Origin of the sequence: Burkholderia sp. Bp8986, from assembly GCF_003854225.1 — a bacterium.
Taxonomy (GTDB): Bacteria; Pseudomonadota; Gammaproteobacteria; order Burkholderiales; family Burkholderiaceae; genus Burkholderia.
Window position 1 is genome coordinate 1 of record NZ_QTQM01000070.1, and the last position, 17,714, is coordinate 17,714.

The window sequence follows — 17,714 nt, forward strand, 5'->3', positions numbered from 1 at the left end:
CGCGTTGGCCGTGGGCGAAACATCCCGGTCCCCGGGCATCGATCAGATCCAGGTGGATGCGCCGGTCCCGGCCGACACCATGGCGGCTGAATCGTAAGCGTCAAACCGAGGCCGTCTTGACGGTCAGAACTTGACCTCTGAGAGCCGCTGGTTCGCAAGCACGAGATCAAAGGCGGCGGGATCGACGCCACACCACTCGAGGAAGTGCTCGTGCGCCTCGTGCATCGGATCGGTGATCGCTTCGAGGAAGTCGGCGTATCCGGGCACTCCACCGACGTCTTCCGGCGGGCACGCATACTGTCCGTCGGTAAGCGCCTGAGCAAGGCCGTCTTGAGGATATAACGGCCGTGAGCAAATATAGCGTCCGCGAAATATTTGGCGGACGCGATAGTGGACAACTCTGACGACGTGGTAACGGCGCACCCGAAACGGCCGAACTTCTCAAACGAGTTTCGGCGCGAGATCGTCGAGAAGACGATGCAGCCAGGGGCTTCTGTCTCGCGAATCGCGCGGGAGCATGGTCTGAACGACAACATGGTGTTTGGGGGTGACCCACTTCCGTGGACGGTTAAGCAGTTGAATTTCGAGTGTGCTGATTTGCTCCGGTTTGGGGGGCTGCCGCGAATTGTCCACGGCCGGTCGGCGGGTCGCTTATTACGATCACGACGCCGGCCGGCGGTGGGCAACTCGTCGGCGAGGCAGATTCGGTTTTGTTCTTCGTGAACTTGCTCGTAGCGGATCGGCGAGTGGTAGCCAATGCTGCTATGACGACGGCTGACGTTGTACCAACCTTCGATCCACGAGAACAGCGCTTGCCGTGCGTGTTCGCGGGTTTCGAAGTGTGTGCGGGCGAGCAATTCACACTCGAGTGTCGCGAAGAAGCTCTCGCACATGGCGTTGTCAAAGCAATCCGCCACGCTCCCCATCGACAGACGCACGCTAGCCTCACGGCAGCGGCGGCCGAAGGCAATTGATGTGTGTTGGCACCCCTGGTCGGAATGATGGACGACGTCGTCGGGTCGGCGTTGCACGAGCGCCATATCGAGCGCCCTGAGCATCAACTGCGTGTACAGGTGCTCTGACATCGCCCAACCCACGATACGGCGGCTGAATACATCGAGCACCACTGCGAGATAGAGAAACCCTTCAGCGGTCGGCACATAGGTCGCGTCCGCTACCCACAGCCGGTTGGGCGCGTCCGCGTTGAAATGTCGTTGCACCAGGTCTGGCGCGGGCCGTGCGCCGGACTGGCGCCGGGTGGTCGAGATCCTGCGCCGGCGGCTCACGCCGCATAGGCCCGCCAGACGCATCAGGCGGGCTACGCGTTTGCGCCCAACATGCACGCCTTGCTCGGTGAGTTCGAAATGAATGCGAGGCATGCCGTAGGTGCCGCGCGAGCGGGCGTGAATTCCCCGGATGCGCGCGAGCAGTTCGGCGTCACTGCACGCTCGCTTCGATGGCGCGCGTTCAAGCCACGCGTAGAAGCCGCTGGCGGAGACCCCGAGCAGCCGAGCCATCGTCGCAATGGGCCATCTGGCCTGATTCGCTTTCATGAACGCGAACCCTTCCGGGGCACGGTTACGGTCTCCCGTGCAAACCAGGCCGCGGCTTTTGAAAGTATGTCTCGCTCAAGCTCGAGCTGGCGCACCTTTCGGCGTAGCCGCGTGAGCTCGTCACGCTCGCTCGTGGTCAGGCCATCATGGCGCTTGCCCGCGTCGCGATCGGACTGTGCCACCCAGTTGTAGATGGTCTGTGCGGTGGGCTCGAACTCCCGTGCCAGGTCCTCTGGCGTTCGTCCGGCTTTAACCAGCTCGACTAGCTGCGCCCGGAATTCGGGCGGGTATGGGTTGCGGTGCTTTCCCGTGATGGGCACCTCCTGAACAAAAGGATAGGCGTCCACGAAAGCGGGTCAACTCCAGATTTGCTCTTCGGTGAATCGCTTTTTCATTGCCGTTCCTCTCTGGAACGGACTCTACACCGTCACCGTACTAAACGCGGGGAGCAGGTCAAAACGGGTCAACCTCACGCATGCGAATGGAGCGGGGCTTTTCGTATTCGTTTGGAGATACCTATGAAGAAGCAAATCGGTTGGGCTGTACTGGTGGCGTGGCTGTGCTGTTTCGTCGCGATTCCGCTGGGCGGCCGCGCGCAGGCAGAGACCCCGCCGCGGGTTGAAATTGCGTTCTGGCCGGATGGCGGCGCCGAAGCGCTGGTGCTGCGGACGATTGGCGAAGCTCGCCAGTCCATCCGCGTGCTGGCTTACTCGTTCACCGCTCCGGCAGTGACGCGTGCGCTCATCACCGCAAAGCGCCGCCGCGTTGACGTCGCGGTAAGCGTCGACGCGCGCAGCAACCTCGAAGAGGATCGTAGCGGCCGTGCACGCGCGGCGCTCGGTGCACTCGCTTACGCCGGGATCCCAGTCCGGGTTGTGAGCGTCTTTCCGGCGCAGCACTCGAAGTATGTCGTTGTCGACGGCGCGACCGTCGAGACCGGCAGCTACAACTATTCGCAGCAAGCGGCCCGGTACAACGCGGAGAACGTCGTCGTGTTGCGGTGTTGTGGGGTGACACTCGTGTTGCCGATGCGTACCTGAAGAACTGAGAAGCGGTGTCCGCGCGCGGCGAGGTGTATCGCGCGCCCTGATTGTTCTCTTCCTCTCACCCCACGCGGGACAGATCCCGCGTGGGACTGTTCCTGCGCGACTGGAGCAGCACATGCTTTCGGAAATTCTGATGAAAATGGAGTCCGCGATCGACGCGCTCGTCGCGCTGATTCGGAAGGGGTACACGGTCTCGAACGCGCTGAGCGGCGGCAAGGACTCGACCTGCACGGCGATCCTCATGCTCGAGGCGGTGCGACGCGCCGGCGCGGAGGTGGCGCGCGAGCACTTCGTGATGAGTGCGGATACGACAATCGAAAATCCGAGTATGCACTGGCACCTTCAAGCCATGCTGGATGAGATCCGCGGTGCCTATGCGGACGCGGGAACGCCAGTATCGGTGCACGTAGCGAAGCCATCTTTGGCGTCGCAGTTTGTCGTCGCAACGATCGGGCGCGGAACGCTTCCCCGCACCCCGGAAAACGGGGTGAGGAACGGGAAGCGGATACGTGCGTGTGCGGCTGACTGGAAGGTCGACCCGCAAAACCGGTTGCGCGTCGCGCTCGAGCGCTCGGCGGCCGCCGGCGGCAGTGGCGAAGTTGTCACCATACTCGGCAACGGGTTCGACGAAAGCGGCAGTCGTACAGCGGCAATGACCGCCCGCAGCGAGAATGCGTTGAAACCAGTCCGAAACGCGAACGGGCTTCTCACGTTCTCGCCAATCGCTGAATGGTCCACCGACTGCGTCTGAGCGATGCTCTCGCTCTTCGCGGGCGATGCAGATCGGCCCTTTCCGTTGCCGATTTCCGCCGCGTCGATTCGACGCTTGTCGAATCTCTATCGGGCGGGAAACGAGGGAACGTGCGGGGTGATTCTCGGGGAGGGCGGCGCACGCGCCGCGTGCGGCTCCCGATTCGGATGCGCGTTCTGTTGCGTGTCGTGCGAGCGAGATCGCTCGATGGAGTCGATGGTGAAGGAGCCGGAGCACCAGCATCTGGAAGGGCTAAATCGCTTCAGAAACTATCTGGTCGCGGTGCAGTGGGATCTCGGTCGACGGGAACTGGTCGGCCGGAAGCTGAGCGACGCTGGGTACCTTGCGGTCAAGCCGGACGTCCTTGCCTATCGGGAGCGGCTCCAATTGCTGCAGTACCTGCTGACCCTCGACGTGCTTGAGGTCGAGCGCGCAGAGCGGCATGAGGCGGCGTTGGCGACGGGCGAGATACCTGATACCCCGGAAAACAGGGCGCTCTGCGACGTGCAGTTCGAGATGATCACGCCGGCGCAGCTGGTGGCGATCGATTCTTATCTCTCCCTGCACCACTACGCGCCTCACCCGTTTCCAGCGCTTTCGGTCTGGTTTGACGTGCATCGCCTCGGCCGTCGCTACCATGTTCCGGTGCTCGCCCCGTTGCCGAAGACCGACATCCCGCATCACGGATGGTTCTTCGTCGGTGCGTATGATGCCGAGGTGCCCACGGATGGGCTTCACGACTACACCGCAGAGCAGTGGAATCGCTATCTGCATCCGGATCGGCCCAACCGCTATGCACGCACGAAGGGTGGGAGCAGATTGTCTATTTCGAAGAGCGCGACCAGTTCGAGGTGGACAGTGAGGCAGCCTGCGCGTTCGTAACCTGCAGCTTCGACGCTGGCTGGTCCGTAAGAGCCCAGCAATATGCTGGGATCGAGTCGGCCCGATTCTGGCTGAACGAAGGCATTTTGCGGCTGTCGGCCGGGATGGCGGGGCGCTATCAGGAGATGGCGAAGCGCGGCCAGTACTTCGCCCATCTCGCCGAGCGACATAACCTGACGCCGGCGGAGCTTGATCGATTTCTGGTCGACCGCGCGATCTCGAGCTCGGAGCACCTTACGATGCTGAATCTGGCGCCTGTTGACCTGTTTTCTCAGGCTGCCTGAGGTCAAGCGCTCTTGCAAAAAGCCCGGTCGATTCCGGGATTTTTTTCGCGGCGCACAAACGTATCAGACGATTGCGGCGCCGTAGGGGTAGATTGCTACGCCGCGTCAGAGCGGTTCAGCAGTGCCGCAAGGTCGGTATCCGGCGGCGTCGGCGCGGCGTGCGCGGTCTGAATCCGGGCGCGGCCGATCACGAGGTTCCGTGAATCGATCGAGATGCGCTCGATATGGCGGCCGCGTGTAGCGCGCTCGGGGGTCTGCTGGTACGGGTGGCCACGTTGAATGTAGTCTTCTAGATCTGGCTCGGGGAAGACGATGTGGTGCGCGTCACCCTCCGTCAATGCGACGCAGAGCATCGAGAACGGAACCCCGGTCAATTCGCGGTCGGCGATTCGATTCAGGATCGCGTCACGCGTTTGGTGATCGGTAGCCAGGTTGCCCGGTCGGTCGCTGGGATGGTTGATCTGGACGATGACTTGCGTCTGGTTGTCCCGCGATTTGATGAACCTGTATCGACAGGAAGCAATTTCGCCGTTCGCGAAGTAAATGAGGTCGGTGTAGCGCGTTACGTAGACCATACGAATACTCCGATAGGAAAGACGCCAGCGAAAGTGCTGGCTTCTTCAGGCTATCGAGGCGGTTCAGAAGTCAAGCTGCGGTGTGAGCTTGCGGTGACGGCGAAAGGGTTGCGCGAATCCGGACCACCGTCCGCTGGCTGGTGAGGCCCAGCGCTCGCATGACGTCGTCGTTGCTCTTGCCGGCAAGCAGCAAGCGCCTTGCGAACGTGTTCCGCAGGGTGCGCGGGCTCATATCGGGGAGCCGAATGTCGATCGCGAGGAGTTCGTCTCGGACGATGCGGCCGAGCATCTCGTCGGTCATCGGCCCGCCTGCGCGGGGGGACGGGAACAGCAGTGGGCTGTCGGCGGCCGCAGACAGGCTTCGCCATCGCGTGAGCGCCGGTATCGCGAATTCGGCTACGTTGACCCGGCGTGATTCGCGCGGGCCGCGCTTCGGGATTTGAACGTGCGGCCGCGCCGGCGACAGGTCGAGGTCGTCGGCGATCGCCTGCCGGATTTCCTGCGCGGTGATGCCGGTCGAGAGCAATAAGCCAACGATGGCGCGGTTCCGCAGCGCGCGATCGTCGAGCCCTTCAATGGCTCGGATCGACGCCTGCAGTCGACGGTCATCGGCCTCGAGCAGGTACACCGGGACGGGTTCGTCCTCCGGCCACGTCTGCGTCAACGCATAGGCGGCCGCTGGATTGGTCTTGCGCACGCCGACGTCGACCAGGTGTCGGCCAAGCCTGTCGAGAAGCTTCTCGTAGCGCAGGCGCGTCGTGGTGCCGGGTTTGCACCGGTGATCGAGATCAGCGAAGAACGATTCGAGGTGGTCGGGCCCGAAGGTGGCCAGCGACCGTTGCGCGGCGGCGAGGTGGCGCATGAAGCGTTCAAACATTGCTTCGTGCTGGACGATCGACCTCGGAGAGAACGCACGCCGATCAGCGCCGGCGGCTTCCGTGCGCTGCCACTGTTGATAGGCCTCGGTCGGTGCTGACAGCCAGAGAGTCGGTTCGTCCATTCGATCTTATATACTGAATATTGGGTACCGCCAGCATAACGCGAATCTGCGATTCGCGTGCCTCGTCTCCAAGGGGAGGGGATCCTCCGGCCGCAGTGCTGACACGGCCGCCGGCGCGTCGTGAGAGCATTGCGGACGCATCGCCGGTGGTTCTGCGCCATGGCTACGGTCACGAGACCCGTGGCGGGCCATACCGATCAGTTGGGTCAACGTTCGCCTCACACTTCGTCGTCGCGTTGTGCCGCCGGACGCACGGTCAACACGTGGTCCCGGACACATTCGTAAGCGATCGGCAGCCACCGTGCGGACAGGCGCCAGTCGATCAACCCGTTCAGATCGATGCCCGGCAGCGTAGTAGGCCCGATCCGGGGAAGCGCGGCGACGACTGCGGCTTCGTTGCGGCTTTGGAATGCAAGGTCTGAAAAGGCTTCCTCTTCAATCTCGAGCAGCGCAGGCCAGGTGATCGAGGGCACCAAACCTGAATTGAAATGGCGCTCCGTTATCGACATCACGATTCGGCGCAAGTCTTCCGTGGCGCGTTCAAGCGCGTGTTCGAACAGCACAGAGTCCGTTTCCAGATCCATGATTGCGGGATTATCGGAGGGTTCCATGGGGAGTCGTTGAATGGTACGCGGCGGGCTGGATTGCGTATCCCCGCCGCGAGCGAGATAGGTTGAATGTATCGAGTGTCGCCGCGCAGTTCAAGCTTGCGTGGCCGGCGCCTCGATCCGATACTGCGAGCGGTCTTTGCCGTCAATCCACGCCGGCGGCCGGCCGCGACCGCTCCACGTCGCGCCGGTCGCGGGATCGCGATACCGAGACTGAACGGTCTGGCGCTTCCGAACCGTGCTCGTGCCGAAAATCTCTCGCGTCAAGAAGTCGAACTCGTCCACCAGTCGTTTGACTTCCTTCAGCGCATTCGAGCGCTCTCCTGCCTTGGCGGTCTGAATTTCCGTTTCAAGGGCAGCTCGCCTTGCGAGCAGTTCTTGGAAGGTCGACATCATTTCTCCAGTCGTGGTTAGGAAATCGATATCGACCGGCATACGGAGCGATCTGCTAAGTCAAGTTTTCGCAATTCACTCCGCTGGGCAGCCCATTCGACTCCGGCCAACCAGATTCAGCAAAATCCCTCGCCGTCGTGGGCAGTGCCCCGAGAAGTTCGGTCCGGTCGACGAGCTTGCTCGCGATCAGATGGCGCATTTTCCCTTCGGCCTGCCACACGCCGTACACGGCCAGCAGCGCGGCGCCGAGCGCTTCCTTCCGAAACTTATCCAGCAGACCGGGCCAGAGGATCACGTTCACCGTGCCCGTCTCGTCCTCGAGCGTCATGAACAGCACGCCGTTGGCCGTCCCCGGCCGCTGCCGCACTGTGACCAATCCGCACGCGCGCGCGAGCTGGCCGCTGCGCAACGTTGCCAGTTGCTCGGCCGACTGCAGGCGATCGAGCGCGAGGCGCTCACGCAGCAGCGCCAGCGGATGCCGGCCGAGCGTGAAGCCCATCGAGTTATAGTCGGTCACGATCTCCGCGCCTTCGGAAGCCAGCGGCAGCACCGGTACCGCGTCGTCGCGCTCGGTGCCGCGCAGCAGATCCCGATCGGGCACCGCGGCGGCCGCCAACCAAAGCGCCGCGCGTCGATTACCGCCGGCCAGTGAGCGAAGGGCGTTCGCGCGCGCGAGCACCTGCAGGTCGTGCTGATCGAGCCGCGCGCGGCGCGCCGGGTCCGCGACGTCGACGAATGGTCGCGCAGCGCGTGCGAGCTCGATGCGGCCGGCCACGTCTTCGCGCATGCCGCGCAACAGCGAAGCCGAGGCGCACGGGCGCCGACGTCGTCGGGCCTTTGAGCGCTGAATCCCATGTGCTCACGTTGACGTCGACGGGCAGCACCTCAACGTCGCGGCGTCGCGCGTCCTGCAGCAGCTGCGACGGCGTATAGAAGCCCATCGGCTGGCTGTTTAGCAGCGCGGCCAGAAACACGGTAGGTTCGTGTCGACGCAACGATGCGCTCGAGTAGACAAGGAGCGCGAAGCTGGCCGCGTGGCTCTCCGGGAAGCCATAGTCGCCGAAACCCTTGATCTGCGCGAAGATCGCCTCGGCGAACTCGCGGTCGTAACCGCGCGCGAGCATGCCGCTGACCAGGCGCTCGTGATACGGCTCCAAGCCGCCCTTGCGCTTCCAGGCCGCCATCGCGCAGCGCAGCTGGGCCTCGCCGGCGGAGAAAACCGGCCGCCAGCATCGCTACCTGCATGACTTGCTCCTGGAAGATTGGCACGCCGAGCGTGCGCTTCAGCGCCTTTTCGACGTCGGGCGACGGGTAGGTGACGGGTTCGAGCCCCTGACGCCGGCGCAGGAACGGATGGACCATGCCGCCTTGGACTGGGCCCGGCCGGACGATCGCAACTTCGATCACCAGGTCGTAGAAGCATTGCGGCCGCAGGCGCGGCAGCATCGACATCTGCGCGCGCGATTCCACCTGGAACACGCCCAAGCATGTCGTAGGTCGGCTTGTCCTCGGCCGGGATGTCCTGCAACGCGAATGTCTCGCCGCGTTTCTCCGAGATCATGTCGAGCGCGCGGCGCACCATCGACAGCATGCCGAGCGCGAGCACGTCGATCTTCAGGATGCCGAGCGCCTCGATGTCGTCCTTGTCCCACTGGATGTTCGAGCGATCGTCCATCGCTGTGTTCTCGACCGGCACGAGCCGCGTGAGCTTGCCGCGGCTGATCACGAAGCCGCCCGAATGCTGCGACAGGTGCCGTGGATAGCCCAGCAGCTGCGCGGCGAATGCGGCCCACTGCTGATTCAACGGCGCTTCGGGATCGAGACCGGCCTCGGCAAACCGCTGCAGCAGATCAGCGCGTGAGTCGAACCAGTAGTGTTGCCTTGCCACGCGATCGACGATCGCCGGATCCACGCCTAACGCCTTGCCAGCATCCCGTAACGCGCTGCGCGGTCGGTACGTCGTGACGGCGGCCGTCAGCGCGGCGCGATCGCGCCCGTACTTCCGGTAGATGTACTGCATGACCTCTTCGCGGCGCTGATGCTCGAAATCGACGTCGATGGCCGGTGGCTCGTTTCGTTCCTTGCTGATGACCCGCTCGAACAACATCGACTGGCGCGACGGATCGACCTCGGTGATCCCGAGCGCATGACATACGCACGAGTTCGCGGCGGACCCGCGTCCCTGGCACAAGATGCCTTGCTCGCGCGCGAACTGCACGATGTCGTAGACCGTCAGGAAATACGCCTCGTACTTCAGGTCAGCGATCAGCTGCAGCTCGTGCTCGATTTGCGCCTGAACGTCGACCGGGATGCCGGCGGGGAAACGCCGCCGCGCGCCGATGTAGGTCTGCTCACGAAGGTATGTCGCCGGATCGGTGCCGGCAGGTACCAGTTCGTCGGGATACTCGTACTTCAGGTCGTCGAGCGAGAACGTGCAGCGCCGTGCCACGCGCACGGTCTCCTCGAGCGCGCCGGCGGGATAGGTTGGCGAGCCGCAGACGCGATCGCAGATGACGCTCGGCGTTTGGCGCGAGCTCGTACCCGCATTCCGATACCGGGCGGCCGACCCGGATCCCCGTCAACACGTCCTGCAACGGCTTGCGCGATCGCACGTGCATGAGCGGCCAGCTGGTGGCCACCACCGGCACGCCGTGGCTCGCGGCGACGCGCTCGACCACGCCGCGATGGATGTCGTCCATCGTGCGAGCGTGCAGCGTCAGCGCGACCCATGCGCGATCGCCGAACACACGTGCGAACCATTCGACCTGCGCGTCGAGGCGTGCTCATTGGCCGGGAAGTCGGGAGACAGAATCGCGATGCAGTCGGGCAGGCCGCGCAGGTGGGTGTACGGTGATTCCGGGTGTTCGAGATCGCGCGGCGCCAGCCGGTACGTGCCTTTCTTGCCGCGCATGCGACCGAGCGAAATGAACTCGCAGAGATTGCCGTAACCGTCGCGATTCATCGCGAGCGAGGTGAAGGCGAGCGCCGGCGAGCCGTCGGCGGCCGTCAGCCGGAAGTGCGAGCCGATGATCAGCGGCATGTTCGCCGCCTTCGCTTCTACGTGTGCGCGGACGACGCCGGCGAGCGAGCACTCGTCGGTGATCGCGATCGCGCTGTAGCCGAGCTGCGCTGCGCGCGCGACGTATTCCTCCGCGCGCGACGCGCCGTGCAGGAAGGAGAAGTCGCTGGCGACTTGAAGTTCAGCGTAGGCGGGCAGGGCGCCGAAATTGCCGGCGTTCATGTTGGATCAACCGAACAGGCCGTGCAGGAAGAAGCGCGCTTCGCTTTCGTCGCTGGCTGTCGGCCGCTCCTTGTAGATCCAGTAGCAGACGCCGTTGTCGTCCTCGGCGACGAAGTAGTCACGCGTCACGACGGACGATGCGATTCCAGACGCAATGCTGCCGGTTGTCGTCAACGAACCGTCTCAGCCGTCGATGGCGCCCGAGGTGCCGACTGCGACCGACAACATACCATCCGGCTCGATCCAGATTCAGCATGGCAAGACGTCGATTCGCATCGAAGGCGCGCCGGACCGGACGTGCTGCGTTCTGTTCTCGATCGCATTTTACGATGATCGGTCTGCCTCAAAACACGCGGATCTGGATCGCGGCGGGCGTCACCGATATGCGATGCGGACAACTCATTGGCCGCGAAAGTACAGACGATGCTGGAGCAGGATCCCTACAGCGGGTATGTGTTGGTGTTTCGGGGCAAGCGAGGCGACTTGCCGAAGTGGGCGGGTGGCAGCCGCGAGCCACGATTCCATGCCAGTACCACGGCAAGCGCTGGACATTTTTGTGCGGCAGCGATCCCGCTTTGCTCAGCCGGTACGAACCATGAACATCCCTGATTTCTGAAAGATTGTGAGGTAACTACCAGATAAAGTACGGTGTCTTCTTTGTGTTTAATGGGTCGTCATGCCCCGTATTCCCAATTCGCCTACCTCTGCGGTTTCGATTCATCATTTAACTCAGGTTGTCAACAATGCAACATTGGGTGATTTTAGGATCCGGAATGATGCCGACCGCCGGTGCCCAACTCCTTTTCGGGCTAGCATCTCAATCGCAAGTCTGTTCAAATCTTCGGATTCCGACTTGGGTTGCTCGTCTGTGGTAGGCGGAGTTCTGCACGCAGGTGAGCAGTCAAACAGTTTGGCCGGTCAGCCGCCTGAAATATTGGGGAAAATCGCGAATAACTTGGCGTTTGAAGACCTCAAGTCTTTAACTTTGGTAGGTTGTAAGTGGATTGCGCATGCAATCGGAGACGTCTGGAATTCCCGCAAGGCAATCAAACTCGCAGGCAAACTCTTACAGCTCCCGGACATCGCGCACAGGGAGGATTTCACAGTCCTGCTCGATACAATCGAGACACTACCGCAAGCGCAACAGACTGCGCCCATGGCGGCACTGGCCGGTGCGCACCAATGGTTTTCGTCTACCAACGCCGCATACGTCCCCGATTGGCTCACAATGATCAAGGTATTACCGGAGGCACAACAGACCGCGCTCCTGGTCGCACTCGCCAACAACGTCCTGATGCTTCCGACCCACCGCCTCGGAGAGGGTTTTGCGAGGCTGTTCTCCACGATCAAAGCACTGCCGGAGACGTATCGAGGTGCGCCGCTGACCGCACTCGCTAGCAATATCTGGGCGCTTCCATCCACCCAAGGCGAGGAGATCTTCACGGATCTACTCGCCGTGATCGAGATGCTGCCACAGGCGCAACAGAGCGCGCTCCTGACCGCACTCGCTAGTAACGTGCCGACGCTTCCGACGGATCGGCTTGAGGCTGGCCTCACGATGCTGTTCGCCAAGATCGAGGTGCTGTCGCAGGAGCTACAAGGCGCGCCGCTGACCACGCTGACCGGGGCGCTCTTATGGCTTTCGCCTACCGGTGAAGCTGCGACCCAACTCGTGTTTGTGTGGGACCGAATCCAACGTCGCTGTGTCACACAGAGTTGAACGAGCAAGGATTCGGCATGCAATAACCGGTGCATGTATGGCTTATCGGCTTGATTGCCTTTTAATGTCGCATACTGCGTTGATGCGTTCCGGTGCTGCGGTATTCGAAGTATTTGACAGCGCAGCGCGATCGGGCTTAGCACGCTGTCCCCAGGGTCACTCGTCTGGAAACCACCATAAGTATTAGCTTGCTGTGTGAACCTCGTGACCTGCGGAGTAACTTGGATACAGTAATTTGCGTTACGACAGCCTAATTGTATCCATGATCAATGGTTTGCATCACCGGAAATGTGTCGCAACTTGATTGTCGGCAGCTTACACACGAGGGGTGTCTTCATGGGATGCTTGCGATGGACATAACTCCATTGGGATATATTGCGGATTGATTTGGTATGTTGGGGATTGGGAAATTCGATTGCGGATGATTTTTGAGGGTCGAACTTGTTGATTTCGAATGCCATGTGTCGACGAATGCATTGTGCAATCAAATAAACAGTTGAGATTTGTTAATAAATCGACATGCAGTTAATTAAAATATCAATATAACGAATGGATTTTTTGGTTTTAAATTAAGTTATAATGTCGCGTGTGCTCGATGAGGTGTGTTGGGCGGTTTGAGAAATGATTCGTGGACTTGCTAACTTTCGCGGCGAACTGTTAGCCATGGGGCCATGGAATAACCGAGATCGGGAAGATGAGCAAGCTGATCATCGGCGACGAAGTGTGAATATTGATCGAGCCGCCCGCCGATTCATCATCGTTTCGCGCCGTTAGGGCGGGGCAAAAAAGCTGAGCCAAACCCTCCCGATCGCACGTTCTGGTTTCCAGCGCCATATCGTAACCGACGCAAACGACATGCCACTCGCCGCGATCTTGACCGGCGCGAATGTCAATGGTGTCACCCAGTTGCTGCCTTTGATCGACGCGATTCCGTCGATTCACGAATTGCATACCTACCAAAGCGCAGACTGCGTATGGTCTATGCCGATGAGGCTACGACGCCGAGCGACTTCGACGAACGTTGCGCAAGTGCAGTATGATGATCGCGAGGTGCCGCACCGAATACGGTAGCGGCCCTGTCAAGTATCGCTGGGTCGTTGAGCGCACGCATGCCCGGCTGCACCACTGTCGCCGCCTCCGTATTCGTTTAGAGGACAGTGCTGACATTCACAGTGTTCCTCAAAATCAGGTGTCGCCTAATCTGCTGTAACACCCTTCAGCTCTCCGAGGAGCCTTTTTGAAACTGCCCGTTAGCATCTCCCCTTCTACCTCTCATCGATAGGCGGCCGTTTATTGACAGCTTCTGCGCAGCGATGCGTTGATTCAGGGTTGCTCGGCCTGAAACGTGTTTTGCTTGTCGCTATGCGTCCTGCAAGGTTTTGCGCCCTAGCTTTCGCTACCTTGACCGCGCCAACCTGCACGACGCGCTGTCGCCGGGAGCAGCACTTGAGGTCTAATTGCTGATCTGCCGCGACAGCGCGGGCGCGAAGGTTTACAGTGAAGGCGAATGGGAAGTTTGTCGACATGGCGGTTCGATACGTCACACGTGACGCAAGTGCAATCGTGCTCGACATGAATACCGGTCAATCAGGGTATGCTGGCGAATGCCGCGCTGTTCGACACCAACCGGTCAACTCTCCTTCGTGTGCTTGCCCGGTGCAATCAACGCCCAAGTGATTACGTAACCGTCTTTTGCCGTGAGGGGGCAGAAGAATGTTTCTTTCGGCGGAGCGATCGTGCGAAAAAACCGGACGTGTAGTTAAATGTGATAGTTTATCAAGCAGGGTGTGGTGGATACTGACATAGCTTTATTGAATATTCGATGCGATATATAGCTCTGCGTTCGTCGTCCTTCTGCTATTCGGTTTCGGTTCACTGCTCAACCTGAGTGACAAAAATTGCGTCTACTGACGGGGCAAGATAATGCCGTGTCGGCGTAAATTTGTATTGACGCTCTATGGGGGAATATCCGCATTCCGGGAGGATGTGTGAGGAAAATTCAGAGCGATCGCGCTGTTATCTGGTTACCTATATGTATCGCATTTCATCTCCTGCCGTCAACTCCACTGCGCAACCCAATGCCTCAGTCGCTAACGCCGGCATACTTCAGGTCGACGGGCAAGCACATACGATTGTGCTAAGGACCGGTTCCGATACACAACCGTTCGAAAGCACGCACGTTCCACATGAATATGTCGCCCAAAACCCTGGTGTTGTCCGGTCTGAAATACGAATAGCAAGGCCTCTCGTCCCCAAAAATGGGGCCGACACGAGCCAGTTTGACGGGCAAATGCTGCTGTCTGCGCAAGACCGTGTCATTGAACATGGTTCGCTCGAATTCACCGGTTGTAAACGCCCACGTAACACGTTGGAGGGGAGTGCGGCCACAAACAAGAGGCTCTTGGTAATAGACCCCAAGCGCTTGTGCGCCTCGGATTTCGCTAATATGACTCAGCTCGTTACTCAGCAGCGTGGCACATCGCTGGACGGGCTCTGCAGTCAAATCCCTACGACTCAGGCGGATCGGCGCCTGGGTGTCTTCAAGTCATTGGTCGATTCGATGAAAGCGCCGGCCGCGCATACACAGGCAGCCGATGTCACCGACCAGATCTGTCATCTCAAACTTGACGAACAGGCCGAAGCCTTGGCGTACTTCCGAGACAGGGTTGACCGGATGCTTCCCCAGTTGCCACCGGAGCAGCAGAGTCAGTTGTTGAGCGTCCTTGTCCGCCAGATCTCGAAATTTCCGGCCGCCGAACAAGTTGTGGGGGTTGCGCACATCGCTAACTGGCTCGTCAGCCTTCCACTTCAGCAGCAGTCTCAATTGCTGGGCATGCTGCCTCGGTGCATCAGTAACCTTCCTGATGACCAACATGAGGCGATGGTTGCGTGGATCGAGGAGCGGCTTGACCTGCTGCCTCCCGACCTGCAAGCCGGGCCGCGGCAGACGTTCGCGCACGACCTCATGAAATGTGAAGGGAAGGCCGTGTGGGCGCTCTTTCGGCTCCTGGAAAGGCAGCTTGACACGCTGACACCTAAGCAGCAGGTTCCACTGCTGGCGAAACTTATAGATGAAATCCATTCGACCGGGGAAGAGTCGGCCACGGTCTTGGCTCGCCTCGAAGGCAGGTTCGATGCACTGACGCCCGAGCAGTCCCTTCACTTGCATCAGAGTGTTGTCGAAAGCTTGGACAATGAGCGTTTTCGATTTGAGGTATGCAGGCCACTCCTCGCGTTCGTCGACAGGGGATTGGACAGGCTGCCGCCTGAACGACAGGTCGAGGTACTCGAGATATTGGCGAACCGTCTCCATCATTTCTCTGATCAGACCGATCGAATCGCTGCTACGACATGCCTCCAGAAAAGGTTCGACTCGCTGCCACCCGAGCAACGGGGTCAGTTGCTGGATCGGCTTGTCGATTTGATTGATAAGGTAGATTCTGCCATCATGCTGCTAGCCAATAGACTTAACAATCTCCCGCTTGACCTGCAACGTCGGGTGTGGGACGCCATCTATAAGTGTGGGCCATGGAAGGTACTTCCTAAGTCTGCGGGCGAAGTCAAGGGCGCGGTGGCATTGACGTAGCGCTTTCCCCGCTTCCGTACATGGCAAGCAAGGCCTCGCAACTGTCAGCGCGGCGCGCTTGCGGGTGACCACCCGCCATGCGAATGGAGCCGGGGCAGAAAGAGCGCCTCCATCGTTGCCACAGTGAAACCTGGCACGTTATTGGACCTATCGCTGGATCGTAAGCGATCAATGGTACGCGGTCTTTTAACGACGCCCCTCAGCGGTTGAGGGCAACAGGCATTCTCCAAGGCATGAGATCGGCGTAGTCGTCGGCGGTTGCCGCGAGCGGCAACCTGGTGAACAGCCAGACCAGATAGCGATACGGCTCGACGCCGTTCGCCTTGCACGTCTCGACGAGGGAGTACAGGTTGGCACTGGCCTGCGCGCCGGCGACCGTATCGGAGAACAGCCAGCCCTTGCGGCCGACGACGAACGGCCGGATCGCGTTCTCGCACAGGTTGTTCGAGATCGGCCAGTTGCCGTTACCGACGTATCGGACCAGCTTGGGCCACTGTCCGCTCATGTACTGCAATGCCTTGCCGAGCAGACTCGACGGCACGACGCCTGGCGGATGAGATGGCAGCCATCGTCCCATATTAGTTGAAACGATGTCCGTGAATCACACAAATCGATGACTGACCACGCGCGCTCCGGACCGTAAAACTGTTCAATGTTGGGTTGTTGCCGATGGGAGCGGATTGATGAGTCGAAACTCCCGCGGTGGGTAAGTTGGAAATACGAGGCATGATGGCCATTCAAAGATGACGGCGCAGTCTACCCGGGGGAGCGCCATAGTCTTTCAGATAGGGAGGCGGCTTTAACATTCTGCTTGCCTCCGGTGGAGAATTCGCCGGGCACAAGGCAGGCCTAGCCAGGCAGCGAAACGGCGGCCGGATTTGAGCTGCGTACCGGTACCTGCGAAGGAGTAGTCGCGGTTGCGGTCAAGCCATCGCACGTCTCGGATGGAGGGCGACCGTTGTGGCCGGTTCTGGTGCATTTGCGGCCCTACTTGCTCCGGTGGTGGTTTGGCTCCTGATCGTGCACTGTTCGGACTTGAGCAGCACACCGGATCAACGACACCAACCTGAAGCTGCCCCGGGTTTTTCGGAGGCTCCCTTTGGCCCGTCAGGTGTCTGCGGTTTTTTTCTTTCCGGCGGCGCGCGCCGCATTGACCGGCAGCCCTGTTTTTGTGTTCACGTTTTCGAAAATGGTGGAGGAGGAAGAAAGACAAGACCGTGATGTCGCGGTAAGTTCAGGGTTCCTTCTAACTGGAAATTTCATCGTGTATCGCGTCCGACCCTCCACTGCCACTTCGATCGCGCAGACTACCGATTCTGTCCGCCAAACCGGTCGTCTTGAGTGCAATGGACAGACCCATACTCTGCAGCAGGAGAAAAGCCAGGGCAGCTTTGCGTCCTTTAAAACGGCCATTTCCAGATTTTTTGGGGAGGTCCGATCCCTTTTTGCAGAGAAACATCCCCAAGACAAGGCTTGGGGCTTCGTAAAGGCGGGACGCTACAAGGAAGCGGGTGACGCCTTCGTAAAGGTGCGACGCTACAAGGAAGCGGGTGACGCCTTCGTAAAGGCGGGAAGCTACAAGGAAGCGGGTGACGCCTTCGTAAAGGTGGAAAGCTACAAGGAAGCGGGTGACGCCTTCGTAAAGGCGGGAAGCTACAAGGAAGCGGGTGACGCCTTCGTAAAGGCGGGGAGCTACAAGGAAGCGGGTGACGCCTTCAAATCGGGGGGCTTCAAACGTGAAGCGGCAGCCTGTCAGACTGTTGAGAAGATGGAATTTGTGTTCCTGAATATTCTGAACCGCACCGCATTTCGTGGAGGCTCCAACTCTTGAGAGAATGGAGCCATGAACAAGAAGCCAAGCAAGTTTTCCCCGGAAGTCCGAGAGCGCGCAGTGCGCCTGGTACGCGAGCAGCGTAGCGAGCACCCGTCGATGTGGGCGGCCGTCGAATCGATTGCGCCGATGATCGGCTGCACGCCGCAGACGCTGTTGGATTGGGTTAAGAGTCGCTAACACAACCTGGACGTCAAGGGCTCAAGACCATATGCTTGCGTCATGGCGAGACGCAAAATCAGCA

14 protein-coding genes and 5 pseudogenes are annotated in these 17,714 nt (G+C 60.4%); 10 read left to right on the plus strand and 9 right to left on the minus strand.

Annotation, left to right across the window (positions count from 1 at the left end):
• Nucleotides 1-123: 123 nt before the first annotated feature.
• Nucleotides 124-423, minus strand: coding sequence for an IS1096 element passenger TnpR family protein (locus DID99_RS38530; protein WP_409362719.1), 300 nt, complete (start codon nt 421-423; stop codon nt 124-126).
• Nucleotides 424-477: 54 nt separating this feature from the next.
• Here DID99_RS38530 and DID99_RS38535 point away from each other — a divergent pair, with 54 nt between their 5' ends.
• Nucleotides 478-723, plus strand: a complete 246-nt coding sequence (locus DID99_RS38535; protein WP_409362720.1) for a hypothetical protein — start codon at nt 478-480, stop codon at nt 721-723.
• On the opposite strand, the pseudogene DID99_RS34445 reads toward DID99_RS38535, so the two are convergent.
• A pseudogene (locus DID99_RS34445) lies at nt 720-1,867 on the minus strand (IS3 family transposase); the annotation flags it as partial. The gene DID99_RS38535 and the pseudogene DID99_RS34445 overlap by 4 nt on opposite strands.
• 204 nt (nt 1,868-2,071) lie before the next feature.
• On the opposite strand from DID99_RS34445, the gene DID99_RS34450 reads away from it, so the two are divergent.
• The 4 genes from DID99_RS34450 to DID99_RS38400 all read left to right on the plus strand — a co-directional run bounded on the left by DID99_RS34450 (nt 2,072) and on the right by DID99_RS38400 (nt 4,516).
• Nucleotides 2,072-2,593, plus strand: a complete 522-nt coding sequence (locus DID99_RS34450) for a phospholipase D-like domain-containing protein (protein WP_260444759.1) — start codon at nt 2,072-2,074, stop codon at nt 2,591-2,593.
• A gap of 121 nt (nt 2,594-2,714) precedes the next feature.
• Nucleotides 2,715-3,350 (plus strand): hypothetical protein, encoded by a 636-nt coding sequence (locus tag DID99_RS38390; RefSeq protein WP_311767507.1) that lies wholly within the window; start codon nt 2,715-2,717, stop codon nt 3,348-3,350.
• A gap of 207 nt (nt 3,351-3,557) precedes the next feature.
• Nucleotides 3,558-4,232 carry a hypothetical protein gene (locus DID99_RS38395; protein ID WP_311767508.1) on the plus strand — a complete coding sequence of 225 codons (675 nt, stop codon included), beginning with the start codon at nt 3,558-3,560 and terminating at the stop codon, nt 4,230-4,232.
• Nucleotides 4,202-4,516, plus strand: coding sequence for a hypothetical protein (locus DID99_RS38400; RefSeq protein WP_311767509.1), 315 nt, complete (start codon nt 4,202-4,204; stop codon nt 4,514-4,516). Before DID99_RS38395 ends, DID99_RS38400 begins: the two co-directional genes overlap by 31 nt.
• A gap of 95 nt (nt 4,517-4,611) precedes the next feature.
• Here DID99_RS38400 and DID99_RS34460 read toward each other — a convergent pair whose 3' ends face one another.
• From DID99_RS34460 to DID99_RS38110, 6 genes and pseudogenes are all read right to left on the minus strand, one after another.
• The gene (locus DID99_RS34460; protein WP_124668519.1) at nt 4,612-5,091 is read right to left on the minus strand and encodes a hypothetical protein; all 480 of its coding nucleotides are present in this window, start codon (nt 5,089-5,091) and stop codon (nt 4,612-4,614) included.
• A gap of 70 nt (nt 5,092-5,161) precedes the next feature.
• Nucleotides 5,162-6,091, minus strand: coding sequence for a tyrosine-type recombinase/integrase (locus DID99_RS34465; RefSeq protein ID WP_124668520.1), 930 nt, complete (start codon nt 6,089-6,091; stop codon nt 5,162-5,164).
• Nucleotides 6,092-6,309: 218 nt separating this feature from the next.
• Nucleotides 6,310-6,702: a DUF2471 family protein gene (locus DID99_RS34470; RefSeq protein WP_124668521.1), complete on the minus strand. Its 393-nt coding sequence runs from the start codon at nt 6,700-6,702 to the stop codon at nt 6,310-6,312.
• 90 nt (nt 6,703-6,792) lie between these two features.
• The gene (locus DID99_RS34475) at nt 6,793-7,134 is read right to left on the minus strand and encodes an H-NS histone family protein (protein ID WP_260444760.1); all 342 of its coding nucleotides are present in this window, start codon (nt 7,132-7,134) and stop codon (nt 6,793-6,795) included.
• Nucleotides 7,135-7,213: 79 nt separating this feature from the next.
• Nucleotides 7,214-10,333 (minus strand): annotated as a pseudogene (locus tag DID99_RS34480) (error-prone DNA polymerase); the annotation flags it as partial.
• 6 nt (nt 10,334-10,339) lie between these two features.
• A pseudogene (locus DID99_RS38110) lies at nt 10,340-10,462 on the minus strand (hypothetical protein); the annotation flags it as partial.
• A gap of 826 nt (nt 10,463-11,288) precedes the next feature.
• Here DID99_RS38110 and DID99_RS34485 point away from each other — a divergent pair.
• The 3 genes and pseudogenes from DID99_RS34485 to DID99_RS34495 all read left to right on the plus strand — a co-directional run bounded on the left by DID99_RS34485 (nt 11,289) and on the right by DID99_RS34495 (nt 15,639).
• Nucleotides 11,289-12,053: a hypothetical protein gene (locus tag DID99_RS34485; protein ID WP_124668522.1), complete on the plus strand. Its 765-nt coding sequence runs from the start codon at nt 11,289-11,291 to the stop codon at nt 12,051-12,053.
• A gap of 748 nt (nt 12,054-12,801) precedes the next feature.
• Nucleotides 12,802-13,294: pseudogene (locus DID99_RS38120) on the plus strand (transposase); the annotation flags it as partial.
• 1,205 nt (nt 13,295-14,499) lie between these two features.
• Nucleotides 14,500-15,639 carry a hypothetical protein gene (locus DID99_RS34495; protein ID WP_124668524.1) on the plus strand — a complete coding sequence of 380 codons (1,140 nt, stop codon included), beginning with the start codon at nt 14,500-14,502 and terminating at the stop codon, nt 15,637-15,639.
• Between the two features lie 199 nt (nt 15,640-15,838).
• Here DID99_RS34495 and DID99_RS34500 read toward each other — a convergent pair whose 3' ends face one another.
• A complete protein-coding gene (locus DID99_RS34500; protein WP_260444761.1) occupies nt 15,839-16,231 on the minus strand; it encodes a transposase in 393 nt (130 codons plus the stop codon).
• A 507-nt stretch (nt 16,232-16,738) separates the two neighbouring features.
• Here DID99_RS34500 and DID99_RS34505 point away from each other — a divergent pair.
• Together DID99_RS34505 and DID99_RS34510 are read left to right on the plus strand one after the other, a co-directional pair.
• Nucleotides 16,739-17,470: a hypothetical protein gene (locus DID99_RS34505; RefSeq protein ID WP_124668525.1), complete on the plus strand. Its 732-nt coding sequence runs from the start codon at nt 16,739-16,741 to the stop codon at nt 17,468-17,470.
• 12 nt (nt 17,471-17,482) lie between these two features.
• Nucleotides 17,483-17,641 (plus strand): annotated as a pseudogene (locus tag DID99_RS34510) (IS3 family transposase); the annotation flags it as partial.
• Nucleotides 17,642-17,714 lie beyond the last annotated feature (73 nt).